The organism is Streptomyces sp. NPDC048644, from assembly GCF_043199105.1.
In the GTDB taxonomy this organism is placed as follows: domain Bacteria; phylum Actinomycetota; class Actinomycetes; order Streptomycetales; family Streptomycetaceae; genus Streptomyces.
This window is the reverse complement of the sequence record NZ_JBICVO010000009.1, coordinates 1-13,871: the sequence shown is the minus strand read 5'-3', so window position 1 is coordinate 13,871 and position 13,871 is coordinate 1. Positions and strand designations below refer to the sequence as shown.

The 13,871-nt window shown below is 70.1% G+C and carries 13 protein-coding genes; all 13 read left to right on the top strand.

The features are described from left to right. Positions 1-149: 149 nt before the first annotated feature. Positions 150-803 carry a bifunctional pyr operon transcriptional regulator/uracil phosphoribosyltransferase PyrR gene (gene pyrR, locus ACGFNI_RS21300; protein ID WP_393685946.1) on the top strand — a complete coding sequence of 218 codons (654 nt, stop codon included), beginning with the start codon at positions 150-152 and terminating at the stop codon, positions 801-803. 95 nt (positions 804-898) lie between these two features. Further along, on the top strand, positions 899-1,894 hold the full coding sequence (locus ACGFNI_RS21295; protein ID WP_393685944.1) for an aspartate carbamoyltransferase catalytic subunit: 996 nt from the start codon (positions 899-901) through the stop codon (positions 1,892-1,894). A gap of 2 nt (positions 1,895-1,896) precedes the next feature. Further along, positions 1,897-3,183 carry a dihydroorotase gene (locus tag ACGFNI_RS21290; protein ID WP_393685942.1) on the top strand — a complete coding sequence of 429 codons (1,287 nt, stop codon included), beginning with the start codon at positions 1,897-1,899 and terminating at the stop codon, positions 3,181-3,183. Continuing rightward, positions 3,180-3,773 carry a hypothetical protein gene (locus tag ACGFNI_RS21285; RefSeq protein ID WP_393685940.1) on the top strand — a complete coding sequence of 198 codons (594 nt, stop codon included), beginning with the start codon at positions 3,180-3,182 and terminating at the stop codon, positions 3,771-3,773. The genes ACGFNI_RS21290 and ACGFNI_RS21285 overlap by 4 nt, the downstream gene beginning before the upstream one ends. Next, positions 3,770-4,912, top strand: a complete 1,143-nt coding sequence (gene carA, locus ACGFNI_RS21280) for a glutamine-hydrolyzing carbamoyl-phosphate synthase small subunit (RefSeq protein ID WP_393685938.1) — start codon at positions 3,770-3,772, stop codon at positions 4,910-4,912. The genes ACGFNI_RS21285 and carA overlap by 4 nt, the downstream gene beginning before the upstream one ends. Continuing rightward, the gene (carB, locus tag ACGFNI_RS21275; RefSeq protein WP_393685936.1) at positions 4,905-8,216 is read left to right on the top strand and encodes a carbamoyl-phosphate synthase large subunit; all 3,312 of its coding nucleotides are present in this window, start codon (positions 4,905-4,907) and stop codon (positions 8,214-8,216) included. The genes carA and carB overlap by 8 nt, the downstream gene beginning before the upstream one ends. An 81-nt stretch (positions 8,217-8,297) precedes the next feature. Then, positions 8,298-9,407 (top strand): quinone-dependent dihydroorotate dehydrogenase, encoded by a 1,110-nt coding sequence (locus ACGFNI_RS21270; protein WP_393685934.1) that lies wholly within the window; start codon positions 8,298-8,300, stop codon positions 9,405-9,407. Next, complete coding sequence (gene pyrF / locus ACGFNI_RS21265; protein WP_393685932.1) at positions 9,404-10,243, top strand: orotidine-5'-phosphate decarboxylase; 840 nt, start codon at positions 9,404-9,406, stop codon at positions 10,241-10,243. Before ACGFNI_RS21270 ends, pyrF begins: the two co-directional genes overlap by 4 nt. Before the next feature lie 203 nt (positions 10,244-10,446). Further along, entirely contained in the window at positions 10,447-10,770 is a 324-nt protein-coding gene (locus ACGFNI_RS21260) for an integration host factor (RefSeq protein ID WP_393685930.1), read from the top strand. A gap of 38 nt (positions 10,771-10,808) precedes the next feature. After that, the gene (gene gmk, locus ACGFNI_RS21255) at positions 10,809-11,426 is read left to right on the top strand and encodes a guanylate kinase (RefSeq protein ID WP_393685928.1); all 618 of its coding nucleotides are present in this window, start codon (positions 10,809-10,811) and stop codon (positions 11,424-11,426) included. Positions 11,427-11,497: 71 nt separating this feature from the next. Next, positions 11,498-11,770: a DNA-directed RNA polymerase subunit omega gene (gene rpoZ, locus ACGFNI_RS21250; RefSeq protein WP_005319902.1), complete on the top strand. Its 273-nt coding sequence runs from the start codon at positions 11,498-11,500 to the stop codon at positions 11,768-11,770. A 137-nt stretch (positions 11,771-11,907) separates the two neighbouring features. Then, on the top strand, positions 11,908-13,143 hold the full coding sequence (gene coaBC / locus ACGFNI_RS21245) for a bifunctional phosphopantothenoylcysteine decarboxylase/phosphopantothenate--cysteine ligase CoaBC (protein ID WP_393685926.1): 1,236 nt from the start codon (positions 11,908-11,910) through the stop codon (positions 13,141-13,143). Positions 13,144-13,383: 240 nt separating this feature from the next. After that, positions 13,384-13,871: S-adenosylmethionine synthetase N-terminal domain-containing protein (locus ACGFNI_RS21240; protein WP_393685924.1), on the top strand; the 488-nt coding region annotated here is incomplete at its 3' end.

Here is a 13,871-nt window from a genome sequence, read left to right as displayed (position 1 = left end):
GTAATCTCACTTCGTCAAGCCGGGCGGGTCCGCACCTCACCCGTCGGGGGCCCCGCAGGGCCTCCGACCGGCCCCTGGTAGCCTTGCAGAGGTAAATCCGACGTCCTTTAAAGTCCGTCCCGTGAGGCGGAGAAGGGGGTCCGTTTCGTATGGACGCAAACAGTTCCGACGTACGTGCATCCGATGCACGTGCCCAGCGCCCCGCGCGCCCGGTGCTCGAAGGCCCGGACATCGCGCGGATGCTGACCCGCATCGCCCACGAAATCGTCGAACGTGCCAAGGGCGCCGATGACGTGGTGCTCCTGGGAATCCCCACCCGCGGTGTCTTCCTCGCCCAGCGGCTCGCCGCCAAGCTGGAGGAGATCACCGGCCGCGCCATCCCGGTCGGCTCGCTCGACATCACGATGTACCGCGACGACCTGCGCCTGGGCCCGGCCCGCACGCTCGCCCGCACGGAGATCCCCGCCGACGGCATCGAAGGCCGCGTGGTCCTCCTCGTCGACGACGTCCTCTTCTCCGGGCGCACGATCCGCGCCGCCCTGGACGCGCTGGGCGACATCGGCCGGCCGCGCGCCGTCCAGCTCGCCGTACTCGTCGACCGCGGCCACCGCGAGCTGCCGATCCGCGCCGACTACGTGGGCAAGAACCTCCCCACCTCGCTGCGCGAGACGGTCAAGGTGCACCTCACCGAGGAGGACGGCCGGGACGCCGTGCTGCTCGGCGTGCGCTCCGCTTCGCCCCGCCCCGGCGCGACCGACGAGACCCCGGTGGCCGAGCGGACCACCCCGGCCGGCGAGCGCTGACCGCAGCCGCGTACGGACCCGGTGACCCCGGGCCCGTACCCCTGCCTGCCCGACGGACATTCCCGTACGCCTCCTTCACCCACGGAGAAAACCGGATGAAGCGTCACCTCATCTCGGCCGCCGACCTCTCGCGCGATGACGCCGTTCTGATCCTCGACACCGCCGAGGAGATGGCACGGGTCGCCGACCGGCCGATCAAGAAACTTCCCACCCTGCGCGGTCGCACCGTCGTCAACCTCTTCTTCGAGGACTCGACCCGCACCCGCATCTCCTTCGAGGCCGCCGCCAAGCGGCTCTCGGCCGACGTCATCAACTTCTCCGCCAAGGGCTCGTCGGTCTCCAAGGGCGAGTCGCTCAAGGACACCGCGCTGACCCTGGAGGCGATGGGCGCGGACGCCGTCGTCATCCGGCACGGCGACTCCGGCGCCCCGCACCGGCTGGCCACCTCGGGCTGGATCGGCGGCTCCGTCGTCAACGCGGGCGACGGCACCCACGAGCACCCCACCCAGGCCCTGCTCGACGCCTTCACCATGCGCCGCCGCCTGGTCGGCGCGGACGCCGGCGTCGGCCAGGACCTCGCCGGCCGCCGGATCACCGTCGTCGGCGACATCCTGCACAGCCGCGTCGCCCGCTCCAACGTCCATCTGCTCACCACACTCGGCGCCGACGTCACCCTCGTCGCGCCGCCCACCCTGGTGCCGATCGGCGTCGAGAACTGGCCCTGCGAGGTCTCCTACGACCTGGACGCGGTCGTCGGGACGTCGGACGCCGTGATGATGCTGCGCGTCCAGCGCGAGCGGATGAACGCCGCCTTCTTCCCGACCGAGCGCGAGTACGCGCGCCGCTACGGCCTGGACGGCGAGCGGATGGCCCGGATGCCCGAGCACGCCATCGTGATGCACCCGGGGCCGATGAACCGCGGCATGGAAATCACCGCCGAGGTCGCCGACTCGCCGCGCTGCACCGCCGTCGAGCAGGTCACCAACGGTGTCAGCATCCGGATGGCGGTCCTCTACCTGCTCCTGGGCGGCAACGAGCCCGCCCTCACCGCCGCCACCGGCACCAGCACCCGCACCGAGGAGAACAAGTAACCATGAGCAAGATCCTTATCCGCGGGGCGAAGGTCCTCGGTGGCGAGCCGCAGGACGTGCTGATCGACGGCGAGACCATCGCCGAGGTCGGCACGGACCTGAGCGCCGAGGGCGCCCGGGTCGTCGAAGCGGCCGGCCAGATCCTGCTGCCCGGCCTCGTCGACCTCCACACCCACCTGCGGGAACCGGGCCGCGAGGACTCCGAGACCGTCCTGACCGGCACCAAGGCCGCGGCCGTCGGCGGCTTCACCGCCGTGCACGCGATGGCCAACACCTTCCCCGTCGCCGACACCGCCGGCGTCGTCGAGCAGGTCTGGCGCCTGGGCAAGGAGTCCGGCTACTGCGACGTGCAGCCCATCGGCGCGGTGACCGTCGGCCTGGAGGGCAGGAAGCTCGCCGAGCTGGGCGCGATGCACGACTCCGCGGCCGGTGTGCGGGTCTTCTCCGACGACGGCAAGTGCGTGGACGACGCCGTCATCATGCGGCGCGCCCTGGAGTACGTGAAGGCGTTCGACGGTGTCGTCGCCCAGCACGCGCAGGAGCCCAGGCTGACCGAGGGCGCCCAGATGAACGAGGGCATCGTCTCCGCCGAGCTGGGTCTCGGCGGCTGGCCGGCCGTCGCCGAGGAGTCGATCATCGCCCGCGACGTGCTGCTCGCCGCGCACGTCGGCTCCCGGGTGCACATCTGCCATCTCTCGACCGCCGGGTCCGTGGAGATCGTCCGCTGGGCCAAGTCCAAGGGCTGGAACGTGACCGCCGAGGTCACCCCGCACCACCTCCTGCTGACCGACGAACTGGTCCGCTCCTACAACCCGGTCTACAAGGTCAACCCGCCGCTGCGCACCGAGGCCGACGTCATGGCGCTGCGCGAGGCGCTCGCCGACGGCACCATCGACTGCGTCGCCACCGACCACGCCCCGCACCCGCACGAGGACAAGGACTGCGAGTGGGGCGCGGCGGCCATGGGCATGGTCGGCCTGGAGACCGCGCTCTCCGTCGTCCAGCACACGATGGTCGACAGCGGGCTGCTGGACTGGGCCGGCGTCGCCGACCGGATGTCCTTCCGCCCGGCGCACATCGGCCGCCTCACCGGCCACGGCCGCCCCGTCTCGGCAGGCGAGCCCGCCAACCTCACGCTGCACGATTCCGCTTACCGTGGAGTGGTGGACCCCGCGGGCTTCGCCTCCCGCAGCCGCAACACCCCCTACGAGGGCCGTGAGCTGCCGGGACGCGTCACCCACACCTTCCTCCGGGGCCGCGCAACGGTCGTCGACGGGAAGCTCGCGTGACTCCTCACCTCACCACACTCGCCGCAGCACAGAAGTCCGCCGAGGTCACCGACTGGGCGGCCCGCATCGGCTGGGTCGTCGGCCTGCTGCTGTTCGTCGTCCTCGTCTACTGGCTGATGCGCCAGGGCTGGAAATGGCGCCGCACGCTCCAGGGCGGCCTGCCCGAACTGCCCGCGGCCCCGGCCACCGAGGCCGAGCCCACGCTGACGATGAGCGGTCGCTACCACGCCTCCACCACCGCGGGGCAGTGGCTTGACCGGATCGTCGCCCAGGGCCTCGGCACCCGCAGCCGTGCCGAACTGACCCTCACCGACCAGGGCGTGTCCGTCGTCAGGCCGGGTGCGCAGGACTTCTTCGTGCCGGCCGCTGCGCTGCGCGGCGCCCGCCTCGACAAGGGCATCGCGGGCAAGGTACTCCCCGAGGGCGGCCTGCTGATCATCACCTGGGAGCACGGCGGCACGGAGATCGACTCCGGCTTCCGCTCCGACCGGGCGGCCGACCACCCGGCCTGGGTCGAGGCCGTGAACGCGCTCAGCCCCCGGCACACCACCAGCACCACCGAGCACACCGAAACGGAAGGCGCACGATGACGACCTCCACCAGGGGGACCTCCAAGATCCCCGCCGTACTCGTCCTGGAGGACGGCCGCAGCTTCCGTGGCCGTGCCTACGGGGCCGTGGGGGAGACCTTCGGCGAAGCGGTGTTCTCCACCGGCATGACCGGCTACCAGGAGACCCTGACCGACCCGTCGTACCACCGCCAGGTCGTCGTCATGACCGCCCCGCACATCGGCAACACCGGGGTGAACGACGAGGACGACGAATCGCAGCGGATCTGGGTGTCCGGCTACGTCGTCCGCGACCCCGCCCGCATCCCGTCCAACTGGCGCTCGGTGCGCTCCCTGGACGAGCAGCTCGTCGCCCAGGGCGTCGTCGGCATCAGCGGCGTCGACACCCGTGCGCTCACCCGCCACCTGCGCGAGCGCGGTGCCATGCGGGTCGGCATCTTCTCCGGCGACGCGCTGCCCGACGAGGGCACCATGCTCGCCAGGGTGCGCCAGGCCCCCGAGATGCAGGGCGCGAACCTCAGCGAGCAGGTCGCGACGAAGGAGGCGTACGTCGTCCCCGCCGTCGGCACGAAGAAGTTCACCGTCGCCGCCGTCGACCTCGGCATCAAGGGCATGACCCCGCAGCGGATGGCCGAGCGCGGCATAGAGGTGCACGTGCTGCCCGCCACCGCCACCGTCGAGGACGTCTACGCGGTCGCGCCCGACGGCGTGTTCTTCTCCAACGGGCCGGGCGACCCGGCCACCGCCGACCACCCGGTCGCGGTCATGCAGGGCGTCCTGGAGCGGAAGACGCCGCTCTTCGGCATCTGCTTCGGCAACCAGATCCTGGGCCGCGCACTGGGCTTCGGCACCTTCAAGCTCAAGTACGGCCACCGCGGCATCAACCAGCCGGTGCAGGACCGTACGACCGGCAAGGTCGAGGTGACCGCCCACAACCACGGATTCGCCGTCGACGCCCCGCTCGACAGGGTCTCCGACACCCCCTTCGGCCGCGCCGAGGTCTCGCACGTCTGCCTCAACGACAACGTGGTGGAGGGCCTGCACCTCCTCGACCAGCCGGCTTTCAGCGTCCAGTACCACCCCGAAGCCGCCGCGGGCCCGCACGACGCCGCGTACCTCTTCGACCGCTTCGTCCAGCTCATGGAGGGCCAGCGTGCCTAAGCGCACCGATATCCAGTCCGTCCTGGTCATCGGCTCCGGCCCGATCGTGATCGGTCAGGCCGCCGAGTTCGACTACTCAGGCACCCAGGCATGCCGGGTCCTCAAGTCCGAGGGCCTGCGCGTCATCCTGGTCAACTCCAACCCGGCCACGATCATGACCGACCCGGAGATCGCCGACGCCACGTACGTCGAGCCGATCACCCCCGAGTTCGTCGAGAAGATCATCGCCAAGGAGCGGCCCGACGCGCTGCTGCCGACCCTCGGCGGCCAGACGGCGCTGAACACCGCCATCTCGCTGCACGAGTCCGGCACCCTCGACGCGTACGACGTCGAGCTGATCGGCGCCAACGTCGAGGCGATCAACAAGGGCGAGGACCGCGACCTGTTCAAGGAGGTCGTCGCGGCGGTCAACCGCAAGATCGGCCACGGCGAGTCCGCGCGCTCGTACATCTGCCACTCCATGGACGACGTCCTCAAGGGCGTCGACGAGCTGGGCGGCTACCCCGTCGTCGTCCGTCCCTCCTTCACCATGGGCGGCGCGGGCTCCGGCTTCGCGCACGACGAGGAGGAGCTGCGCCGCATCGCGGGCCAGGGCCTCACGCTCTCGCCGACCACCGAGGTGCTCCTGGAGGAGTCCATCCTCGGCTGGAAGGAGTACGAGCTGGAGCTGATGCGCGACAAGAACGACAACGTCGTGGTCGTCTGCTCCATCGAGAACTTCGACCCGATGGGCGTGCACACCGGTGACTCGATCACCGTCGCCCCGGCGATGACGCTCACCGACCGCGAGTACCAGGTCCTGCGCGACATCGGCATCGCCGTGATCCGCGAGGTCGGCGTCGACACCGGCGGCTGCAACATCCAGTTCGCGGTCAACCCGGAGGACGGCCGGGTCATCGTGATCGAGATGAACCCGCGCGTCTCGCGCTCCTCCGCGCTCGCGTCGAAGGCCACCGGCTTCCCGATCGCCAAGATCGCCGCCCGGCTCGCGGTGGGCTACACCCTCGACGAGATCCCGAACGACATCACCGAGAAGACGCCGGCTTCCTTCGAGCCGACCCTCGACTACGTCGTCGTCAAGGTCCCGCGCTTCGCATTCGAGAAGTTCCCCGCCGCGGACGCCACGCTGACCACCACCATGAAGTCGGTCGGCGAGGCCATGGCCATCGGCCGCAACTTTCCCGAGGCGCTCAACAAGGCGCTGCGCTCGCTGGAGAAGAAGGGCAGCCAGTTCGACTTCGTCGACGCCCCGGGTGACAAGGCCGAACTGCTGGCCACGGCCCAGGTTCCGACCGACGGCCGGATCAACACCGTGATGCAGGCGATCCGCGCGGGCGCCACCCCGCAGGAGGTCTTCGACGCGACGAAGATCGACCCGTGGTTCGTCGACCAGCTCTTCCTGATCAAGGAGACCGCCGACGAGATCGCGGCAGTCGACCAGCTCGGCCCCGAAATCCTCGCGGAAGCAAAGCGTCACGGCTTCTCGGACGCGCAGATCGCCGCGATCCGCGGGCTGCGCGAGGACGTCGTCCGCGAGGTCAGGCACGCCGTCGGCGTCCGCCCGGTCTACAAGACCGTCGACACCTGCGCCGCCGAATTCGCCGCCAACACCCCGTACTTCTACTCGTCCTACGACGAGGAGTCCGAGGTCGCCCCGCGCGAGAAGCCCGCCGTGATCATCCTCGGCTCCGGCCCCAACCGCATCGGCCAGGGCATCGAGTTCGACTACTCCTGTGTGCACGCCTCCTTCGCGCTCAGTGACGCCGGCTACGAGACCGTCATGGTCAACTGCAACCCGGAGACCGTCTCGACGGACTACGACACCTCCGACCGCCTGTACTTCGAGCCGCTGACGCTCGAAGACGTGCTGGAGATCGTGCACGCCGAAACCCAGGCGGGACCGGTGGCCGGCGTCATCGTCCAGCTCGGCGGCCAGACCCCGCTGGGCCTCGCCCAGGCGCTCAAGGACAACGGCGTACCGATCGTCGGCACCTCGCCCGAGGCCATCGACCTCGCCGAGGAGCGCGGCGCCTTCGGCCGGGTGCTGACCGAAGCCGGACTGCCCGCCCCCAAGTACGGCACCGCGTTCTCCTTCGACGAGGCCAAGGCCATCGCCACCGAGATCGGCTACCCGGTCATGGTCCGCCCCTCGTACGTGCTCGGCGGCCGTGGCATGGAGATCGTCTACGACGAGCCCTCGCTGGGCGAGTACCTCACCCGCCACGCCGGCCTCATCGACCAGCACCCGGTCCTCATCGACCGGTTCCTCGACGACGCCATCGAGATCGACGTCGACGCCCTCTACGACGGCACCGAGCTGTACCTCGGCGGCGTCATGGAGCACATCGAGGAAGCCGGCATCCACTCCGGCGACTCCGCCTGCGCGCTGCCCCCGATCACCCTCGGCGGCTTCGACATCAAGCGGCTGCGCGCGTCGACGGAGGCCATCGCCAAGGGAGTCGGCGTCCGCGGACTGATCAACATCCAGTTCGCCATGGCGGGCGACATCCTCTACGTCCTGGAGGCCAACCCGCGCGCCTCCCGCACGGTCCCCTTCACCTCGAAGGCCACCGCGGTACCGCTCGCCAAGGCAGCCGCCCGCATCTCGCTGGGCGCCACCATCGCCGAGCTGCGCGGCGAAGGCATGCTGCCGAAGACCGGCGACGGCGGCACCCTCCCGCTCGACTCGCCGATCTCCGTCAAGGAAGCCGTCATGCCCTGGTCGCGGTTCCGCGACGCGTCGGGCCGCGGCGTGGACACCGTCCTCGGCCCGGAGATGCGCTCCACCGGCGAGGTCATGGGCATCGACTCGGTCTTCGGCACCGCGTACGCCAAGTCCCAGTCCGGCGCCTACGGAGCGCTGCCCACCAAGGGCCGCGCCTTCGTCTCGGTGGCCAACCGCGACAAGCGCTCGATGATCTTCCCGGCCCGCGAACTGGTCGCGCACGGCTTCGAGTTGCTCGCCACATCAGGCACCGCCGAGGTGCTGCGCCGCAACGGCATCAAGGCCACCGTCGTCCGCAAGCAGTCCGAGGGCGAGGGCCCCAACGGCGAGCGGACCATCGTCCAGCTCATCCACGCCGGCGAGGTCGACCTCATCGTCAACACCCCCTACGGCACCGGCGGCCGGCTGGACGGCTACGACATCCGCACCGCGTCCGTCGCCCGCGGCATCCCCTGCCTGACCACGGTCCAGGCGCTGGCCGCGGCCGTGCAGGGCATCGAAGCGATGTCCCGCGGAGACGTCGGCGTACGTTCCCTCCAGGAACACGCGCACCATCTCACCGCAGCCCGCGAGGAGTAGGGCAGACCGAGGGGGACACCGGACGGTGTCCCCCTCTTCATGAGCCCCCGATGTCCTTGTGCGAAAGGCCCGCCCCCGACGATGTACCGCCTCTTCTTCCACCTGATCTTCAAGCGGATGGATCCCGAGCAGGCCCACCACCTGGCCTTCGGCTGGATCCGCCGCGCCGCCCGCGTCCCGGTGCTGCGCACCTTCGTCGCAGCCGCCCTCGCGCCCCGCTTCAAGGAGCTGCGCACCGAGGCGCTCGGCCGCCGGATGCACGGCCCCTTCGGCCTGGCCGCCGGCTTCGACAAGAACGCCACCGCCGTCGACGGCATGACGATGCTCGGCTTCGACCACGTCGAGATCGGCACCGTCACCGCGCAGCCGCAGCCGGGCAACCCCAAGAAGCGCCTCTTCCGGCTCGTGGCGGACCGCGCGCTGATCAACCGCATGGGGTTCAACAACGACGGTTCCGCCGCCGTCGCGGCCCGCCTCGCCGCCCGCAACCCCGTCTTCCGCACCACCCTCGGCGTCAACATCGGCAAGACCAAGATCGTCCCGGAGGAAGAGGCGGTCGGCGATTACGTGACCTCCACCGAGCGGCTCGCCGCGCACGCCGACTACCTGGTCGTCAACGTCTCGTCCCCGAACACCCCGGGACTGCGCAACCTCCAGGCCACCGAGCACCTCCGGCCGCTGCTGACCGCCGTCCGCGAGGCCGCCGACCGTACGGTCCCCGGACGCCGGGTGCCGCTCCTGGTCAAGATCGCCCCGGACCTCGCCGACGCGGACATCGACGCGGTCGCCGACCTCGCCGTCGAACTCGGCCTGGACGGCATCATCGCCACCAACACCACCATCGCCCGCGAAGGACTGGGCCTGACCTCCGCCCCGGCACTGACCGCCGAGACCGGCGGCCTGTCCGGAGCCCCCGTCAAGGAGCGCTCCCTGGAGGTGCTGCGCCGCCTGTACGCCCGCGTCGGCGACCGGATCACCCTCATCGGCGTCGGCGGCATCACCACCGCCGAGGACGCCTGGCAGCGCATCCTGGCCGGCGCCACCCTCGTCCAGGGCTACAGCGCCTTCATCTACGAAGGCCCCTTCTGGTGCCGCGCCCTCCACAAGGGACTCGCCGCCCGCCTGCGCAACAGCCCGTACGCCACGCTCGCCGACGCGGTCGGCGCCGAACACAAGAAGGTGACCGCATGACCGGACAGCTGCCTTTCGGGACGCGTCTGCGCCGTGCCATGGACGAGCGCGGCCCGCTCTGCGTGGGCATCGACCCGCACGCCTCGCTGCTGGCCGACTGGGGCCTGAACGACGACGTCGCGGGCCTGGCACGCTTCACCCGCACCGTCGTGGAGGCGCTCGCCGACCGCGTCGCCGTGCTGAAGCCGCAGTCCGCCTTCTTCGAACGCTTCGGTTCGCGCGGCCTCGCCGTCCTGGAGACCGCCGTCGTCGAGGCACGCGAGCGCGGCGCCCTCGTCCTGATGGACGCCAAGCGCGGCGACATCGGTTCCACCATGTCCGCCTACGCCGCGACGTACCTCGATCCGGCCTCCCCGCTGTTCTCGGACGCCGTCACGGTCAGCCCGTTCCTCGGCTACGGCTCCCTGCGCCCGGCCCTGGACCTGGCTGCGGCGAACGGCTGCGGCGTCTTCGCGCTGGCCCTGACCTCCAACCCGGAGGGCGAGGAGATCCAGCGGGCGGTGCGCGCGGACGGCCGCAGCGTCGCGGCCACCGTGCTCGGGCACCTCGCGGAGGAGAACGCGGGCGCGGACCCGCTCGGTTCCTTCGGCGCGGTCGTCGGCGCCACCCTCGGCGATCTCTCCGCGTTCGACCTGGCGATCAACGGCCCGCTGCTCGCCCCCGGCATCGGCGCCCAGGGCGCCACCCCCGCCGACCTCCCGGGGGTCTTCGGGGACGCGGTCCGCAACGTCGTGCCGAGCGTCAGCCGGGGGGTGCTCCGGCACGGTCCGGACACCGCCGCGCTGCGTGACGCCGCGGCCCGATGTGCCGACGAAGTGCAAAAGGCGGTCGGATAGCCGGGACTTTGGTCCCGAATTGTCCTGGTCAGCAGAGTCTGACCAGGACTTTTCGTCCGTTCTCGCTGACTCCAGCGCTCTTGGCCGCTAGTCTCCGTCGAGAGCACCGCACGTAAGAGCGTTGCTCGTTGCTCCGCAGATGCGGGGCGACTAGGTTCCACACGGTCCGTATCCGACAGTTCGACATCCGAGGTGACGTAGGCGTGGCTCTTCCGCCCCTTACCCCTGAACAGCGCGCAGCCGCGCTCGAGAAGGCCGCCGCGGCTCGCCGGGAGCGCGCCGAGGTCAAGAATCGGCTCAAGCACTCCGGTGCCACCCTCCACGAGGTCATTGAGCAAGGCCAGAAGAACGACGTCATCGGCAAGATGAAGGTCTCCGCCCTCCTTGAGTCCATGCCCGGCGTGGGCAAGGTCCGCGCGAAGCAGATCATGGAGCGGCTCGGGATCTCCGAGAGCCGCCGTGTGCGGGGCCTCGGCGTCAACCAGATCGTTTCCCTGGAGCGTGAGTTCGGGCGCGCGACGACCTGAGTTTTCCGGCACGGCCGGGAAGCTGGAATAATCGCTGCATGGCTGCAACATCCCGGGGGACGACCCCCGTGCCCCCGGACGCTCGTCCGCGACTGACCGTGCTCTCCGGCCCCTCGGGGGTCGGCAAGAGCACGGTCGTCGCTCATATGCGCAAAGTTCACCCCGAGGTCTGGCTCTCGGTCTCGGCCACCACCCGCAAGCCGCGCCCCGGAGAAAAGCACGGCGTCCAGTACTTCTTCGTCGAGGACGAGGAGTTCGACAAGCTCATCGCCAACGGCGAACTGCTGGAGTGGGCGGAATTCGCCGGCAATCGCTACGGAACTCCCCGCCAGGCGGTCCTCGACCGCCTGGAGTCCGGGGAGCCCGTCCTGCTGGAGATCGACCTCCAGGGTGCCCGCCAGGTCCGTGAGTCCATGGGGGAGGCGCACCTGATCTTCCTGGCTCCGCCGAGCTGGGACGAACTGGTTCGCAGGCTCACCGGCCGCGGCACGGAGGCGCCCGAGGTGATCGAACGGCGCCTGGAGGCCGCGAAGACCGAGCTGGCCGCCGAGACGGAATTCGACGTGACGCTCGTCAATACCTCCGTCGAGGACGTCAGCCGTGAGCTGCTAGCCTTGATGCTGCGGCGTAATGGGGACGGAAAGATCAGCGGCTGACACCGCGAGTTCCCGGCCTCCGCCAATTTTTTTGCTTTACACCGGCTTCATACCCCTTCGGAAGGCAGAGAGTGTCCTCTTCCATCACCGCGCCCGAGGGCATCATCAACCCGCCGATTGATGAGCTTCTCGAGGCCACCGACTCGAAGTACAGCCTCGTGATCTACGCAGCGAAGCGTGCGCGTCAGATCAACGCGTACTACTCGCAGCTCGGCGAGGGCCTGCTTGAATACGTCGGCCCGCTCGTCGACACCCACGTCCACGAGAAGCCCCTGTCGATCGCGCTCCGCGAGATCAACGCGGGTCTGCTGACCTCCGAGGCCATCGAGGGCCCGGCTCAGTAAGCGGCACAGCACCTTCACCGAGGGCCCGGCAGGGCGTCTCCCGGCGGAATCCGGGGAACCTGCCGGGCCCTCGGTGTGTCCGGGGGTGTTTCCATAGGAGCAGACGTTCGGACCGAGGCTCGGGGAGCAGCGAAGCGATGGACAAGCGGGAGCGGGACACGCCCAAGGTCGTCCTGGGAGTCAGTGGCGGCATCGCCGCGTACAAGGCGTGTGAGCTGCTGCGGCGGCTGACGGAGTCGGGGCACGACGTCCGCGTGGTGCCGACCGCGGCGTCGCTGCACTTCATCGGCGAGGCCACCTGGTCGGCCCTGTCCGGCAACCCCGCCTCCACCGAGGTCTGGGAATCCGTCCACGAAGTCCCGCACGTCCGCATCGGCCAGGCCGCCGATCTCGTCGTGGTCGCCCCCGCCACCGCCGACCTGCTGGCCAAGGCCGCCCATGGCCTCGCCGACGACCTGCTGACCAACACCCTCCTGACCGCCCGCTGCCCGGTGGTCTTCGCCCCCGCGATGCACACCGAGATGTGGGAGAACCCGGCCACCCAGGAGAACGTCGCCACCCTGCGCCGCCGCGGGGCGATCGTGATCGAGCCCGCCGTCGGCCGGCTCACCGGCGTCGACACCGGCAAGGGACGCTTCCCCGACCCCGGCGAGATCTTCGAGCTCTGCCGCCGGGTGCTGGCCCGCGGCCCGCAGGTGCTCCGGAGCGACCTGGCGGGCCGCCATGTCGTGGTCAGCGCAGGCGGCACCCGCGAACCGCTGGATCCGGTGCGCTACCTGGGCAACCGCTCGTCGGGCAGGCAGGGCTACGCCCTGGCCCGTACGGCCGCGGCGCGGGGGGCCAGGGTCACCCTCGTCGCGGGCAACACCGAGCTGCCCGATCCCGCGGGGGTGGACGTGGTGCACATCGGTACCGCGGTCCAGCTGCGCGAGGCGCTGCTCAAGGCGGCGGCCGACGCCGACGCGGTGGTCATGGCGGCGGCGGTGGCCGATTTCCGGCCCGCCCGCTACGCGGCCGGAAAAATCAAGAAGAAGGACGGGCAGGAGCCGGAACCGGTCACGCTGGTTCGGAATCCAGACATCCTCGCCGAGCTCTCCGCCGACCGGGCCCGCCCCGGGCAACTGGTGGTCGGATTCGCCGCCGAGACCGACGAGGTGCTCGCCAACGGACGCGCCAAGCTGGCACGAAAGGGCTGCGACCTGCTGGTCGTCAACGAGGTCGGCGAGCACAAGACCTTCGGGTCGGCCGAGAACGAAGCGGTGATCCTCGCCACGGACGGAACCGAGACGCCGGTGCCCCACGGACCCAAGGAAGCGCTGGCCGACACGGTATGGGACCTCGTCGCGGCCCGGCTCACGGGGTCGCGTGATTGACGGCTCAATTGCCCCACCGGTCCGACGTTTACCGGTGCGCCCTCTTGACCCGACGGGCCCATACGGATGATCGTCCTTCCGTGGACCGTGGTGTCCCAGGTCACGGGGGGTCCATAAATCGAGACTGCGTGTCCGAACAACGCACACGACCGATAAACTGGCAGTGGAACGGGCCGAGCGCAGCTCTCGAGCCCGTCCGCCAATGATCAGCCAGCAGCCGCTGCAACCCCAGGGAGCGATGTGTCCCGCCGCCTGTTCACCTCGGAGTCCGTGACCGAGGGCCACCCCGACAAGATCGCTGATCAGATCAGCGACACGATTCTCGATGCGCTGTTGAAGGAGGACCCGTCTTCGCGGGTCGCGGTCGAGACGTTGATCACTACCGGCCTGGTGCATGTGGCCGGTGAGGTGACGACGAAGGCGTATGCCGACATTCCCAGTCTTGTGCGCAACAAGATTCTCGATATCGGTTACGACTCGTCCAAGAAGGGCTTCGACGGCGCGTCCTGCGGCGTTTCGGTGTCCATCGGTGCGCAGTCCCCTGACATCGCGCAGGGTGTCGATACCGCGTATGAGCAGCGGGTCGAGGGCGATGAGGACGAGCTGGACAAGCAGGGGGCCGGCGATCAGGGCCTGATGTTCGGCTATGCGTGTGATGAGACGCCTGAGCTGATGCCGCTGCCGATCAATCTCGCGCACCGCTTGTCGCGGCGGCTGTCGGATGTCCG

Excerpts from the sequence above, each read along its gene's own strand:
- pyrR (WP_393685946.1), top strand. The coding sequence starts at position 150 with ATGGACGCAAACAGTTCCGACGTACGTGCATCCGATGCACGTGCCCAG.
- ACGFNI_RS21295 (WP_393685944.1), top strand. The coding sequence starts at position 899 with ATGAAGCGTCACCTCATCTCGGCCGCCGACCTCTCGCGCGATGACGCC.
- ACGFNI_RS21290 (WP_393685942.1), top strand. The coding sequence starts at position 1,897 with ATGAGCAAGATCCTTATCCGCGGGGCGAAGGTCCTCGGTGGCGAGCCG.
- carA (WP_393685938.1), top strand. The coding sequence starts at position 3,770 with ATGACGACCTCCACCAGGGGGACCTCCAAGATCCCCGCCGTACTCGTC.
- ACGFNI_RS21270 (WP_393685934.1), top strand. The coding sequence starts at position 8,298 with ATGTACCGCCTCTTCTTCCACCTGATCTTCAAGCGGATGGATCCCGAG.
- pyrF (WP_393685932.1), top strand. The coding sequence starts at position 9,404 with ATGACCGGACAGCTGCCTTTCGGGACGCGTCTGCGCCGTGCCATGGAC.
- gmk (WP_393685928.1), top strand. The coding sequence starts at position 10,809 with ATGGCTGCAACATCCCGGGGGACGACCCCCGTGCCCCCGGACGCTCGT.
- coaBC (WP_393685926.1), top strand. The coding sequence starts at position 11,908 with ATGGACAAGCGGGAGCGGGACACGCCCAAGGTCGTCCTGGGAGTCAGT.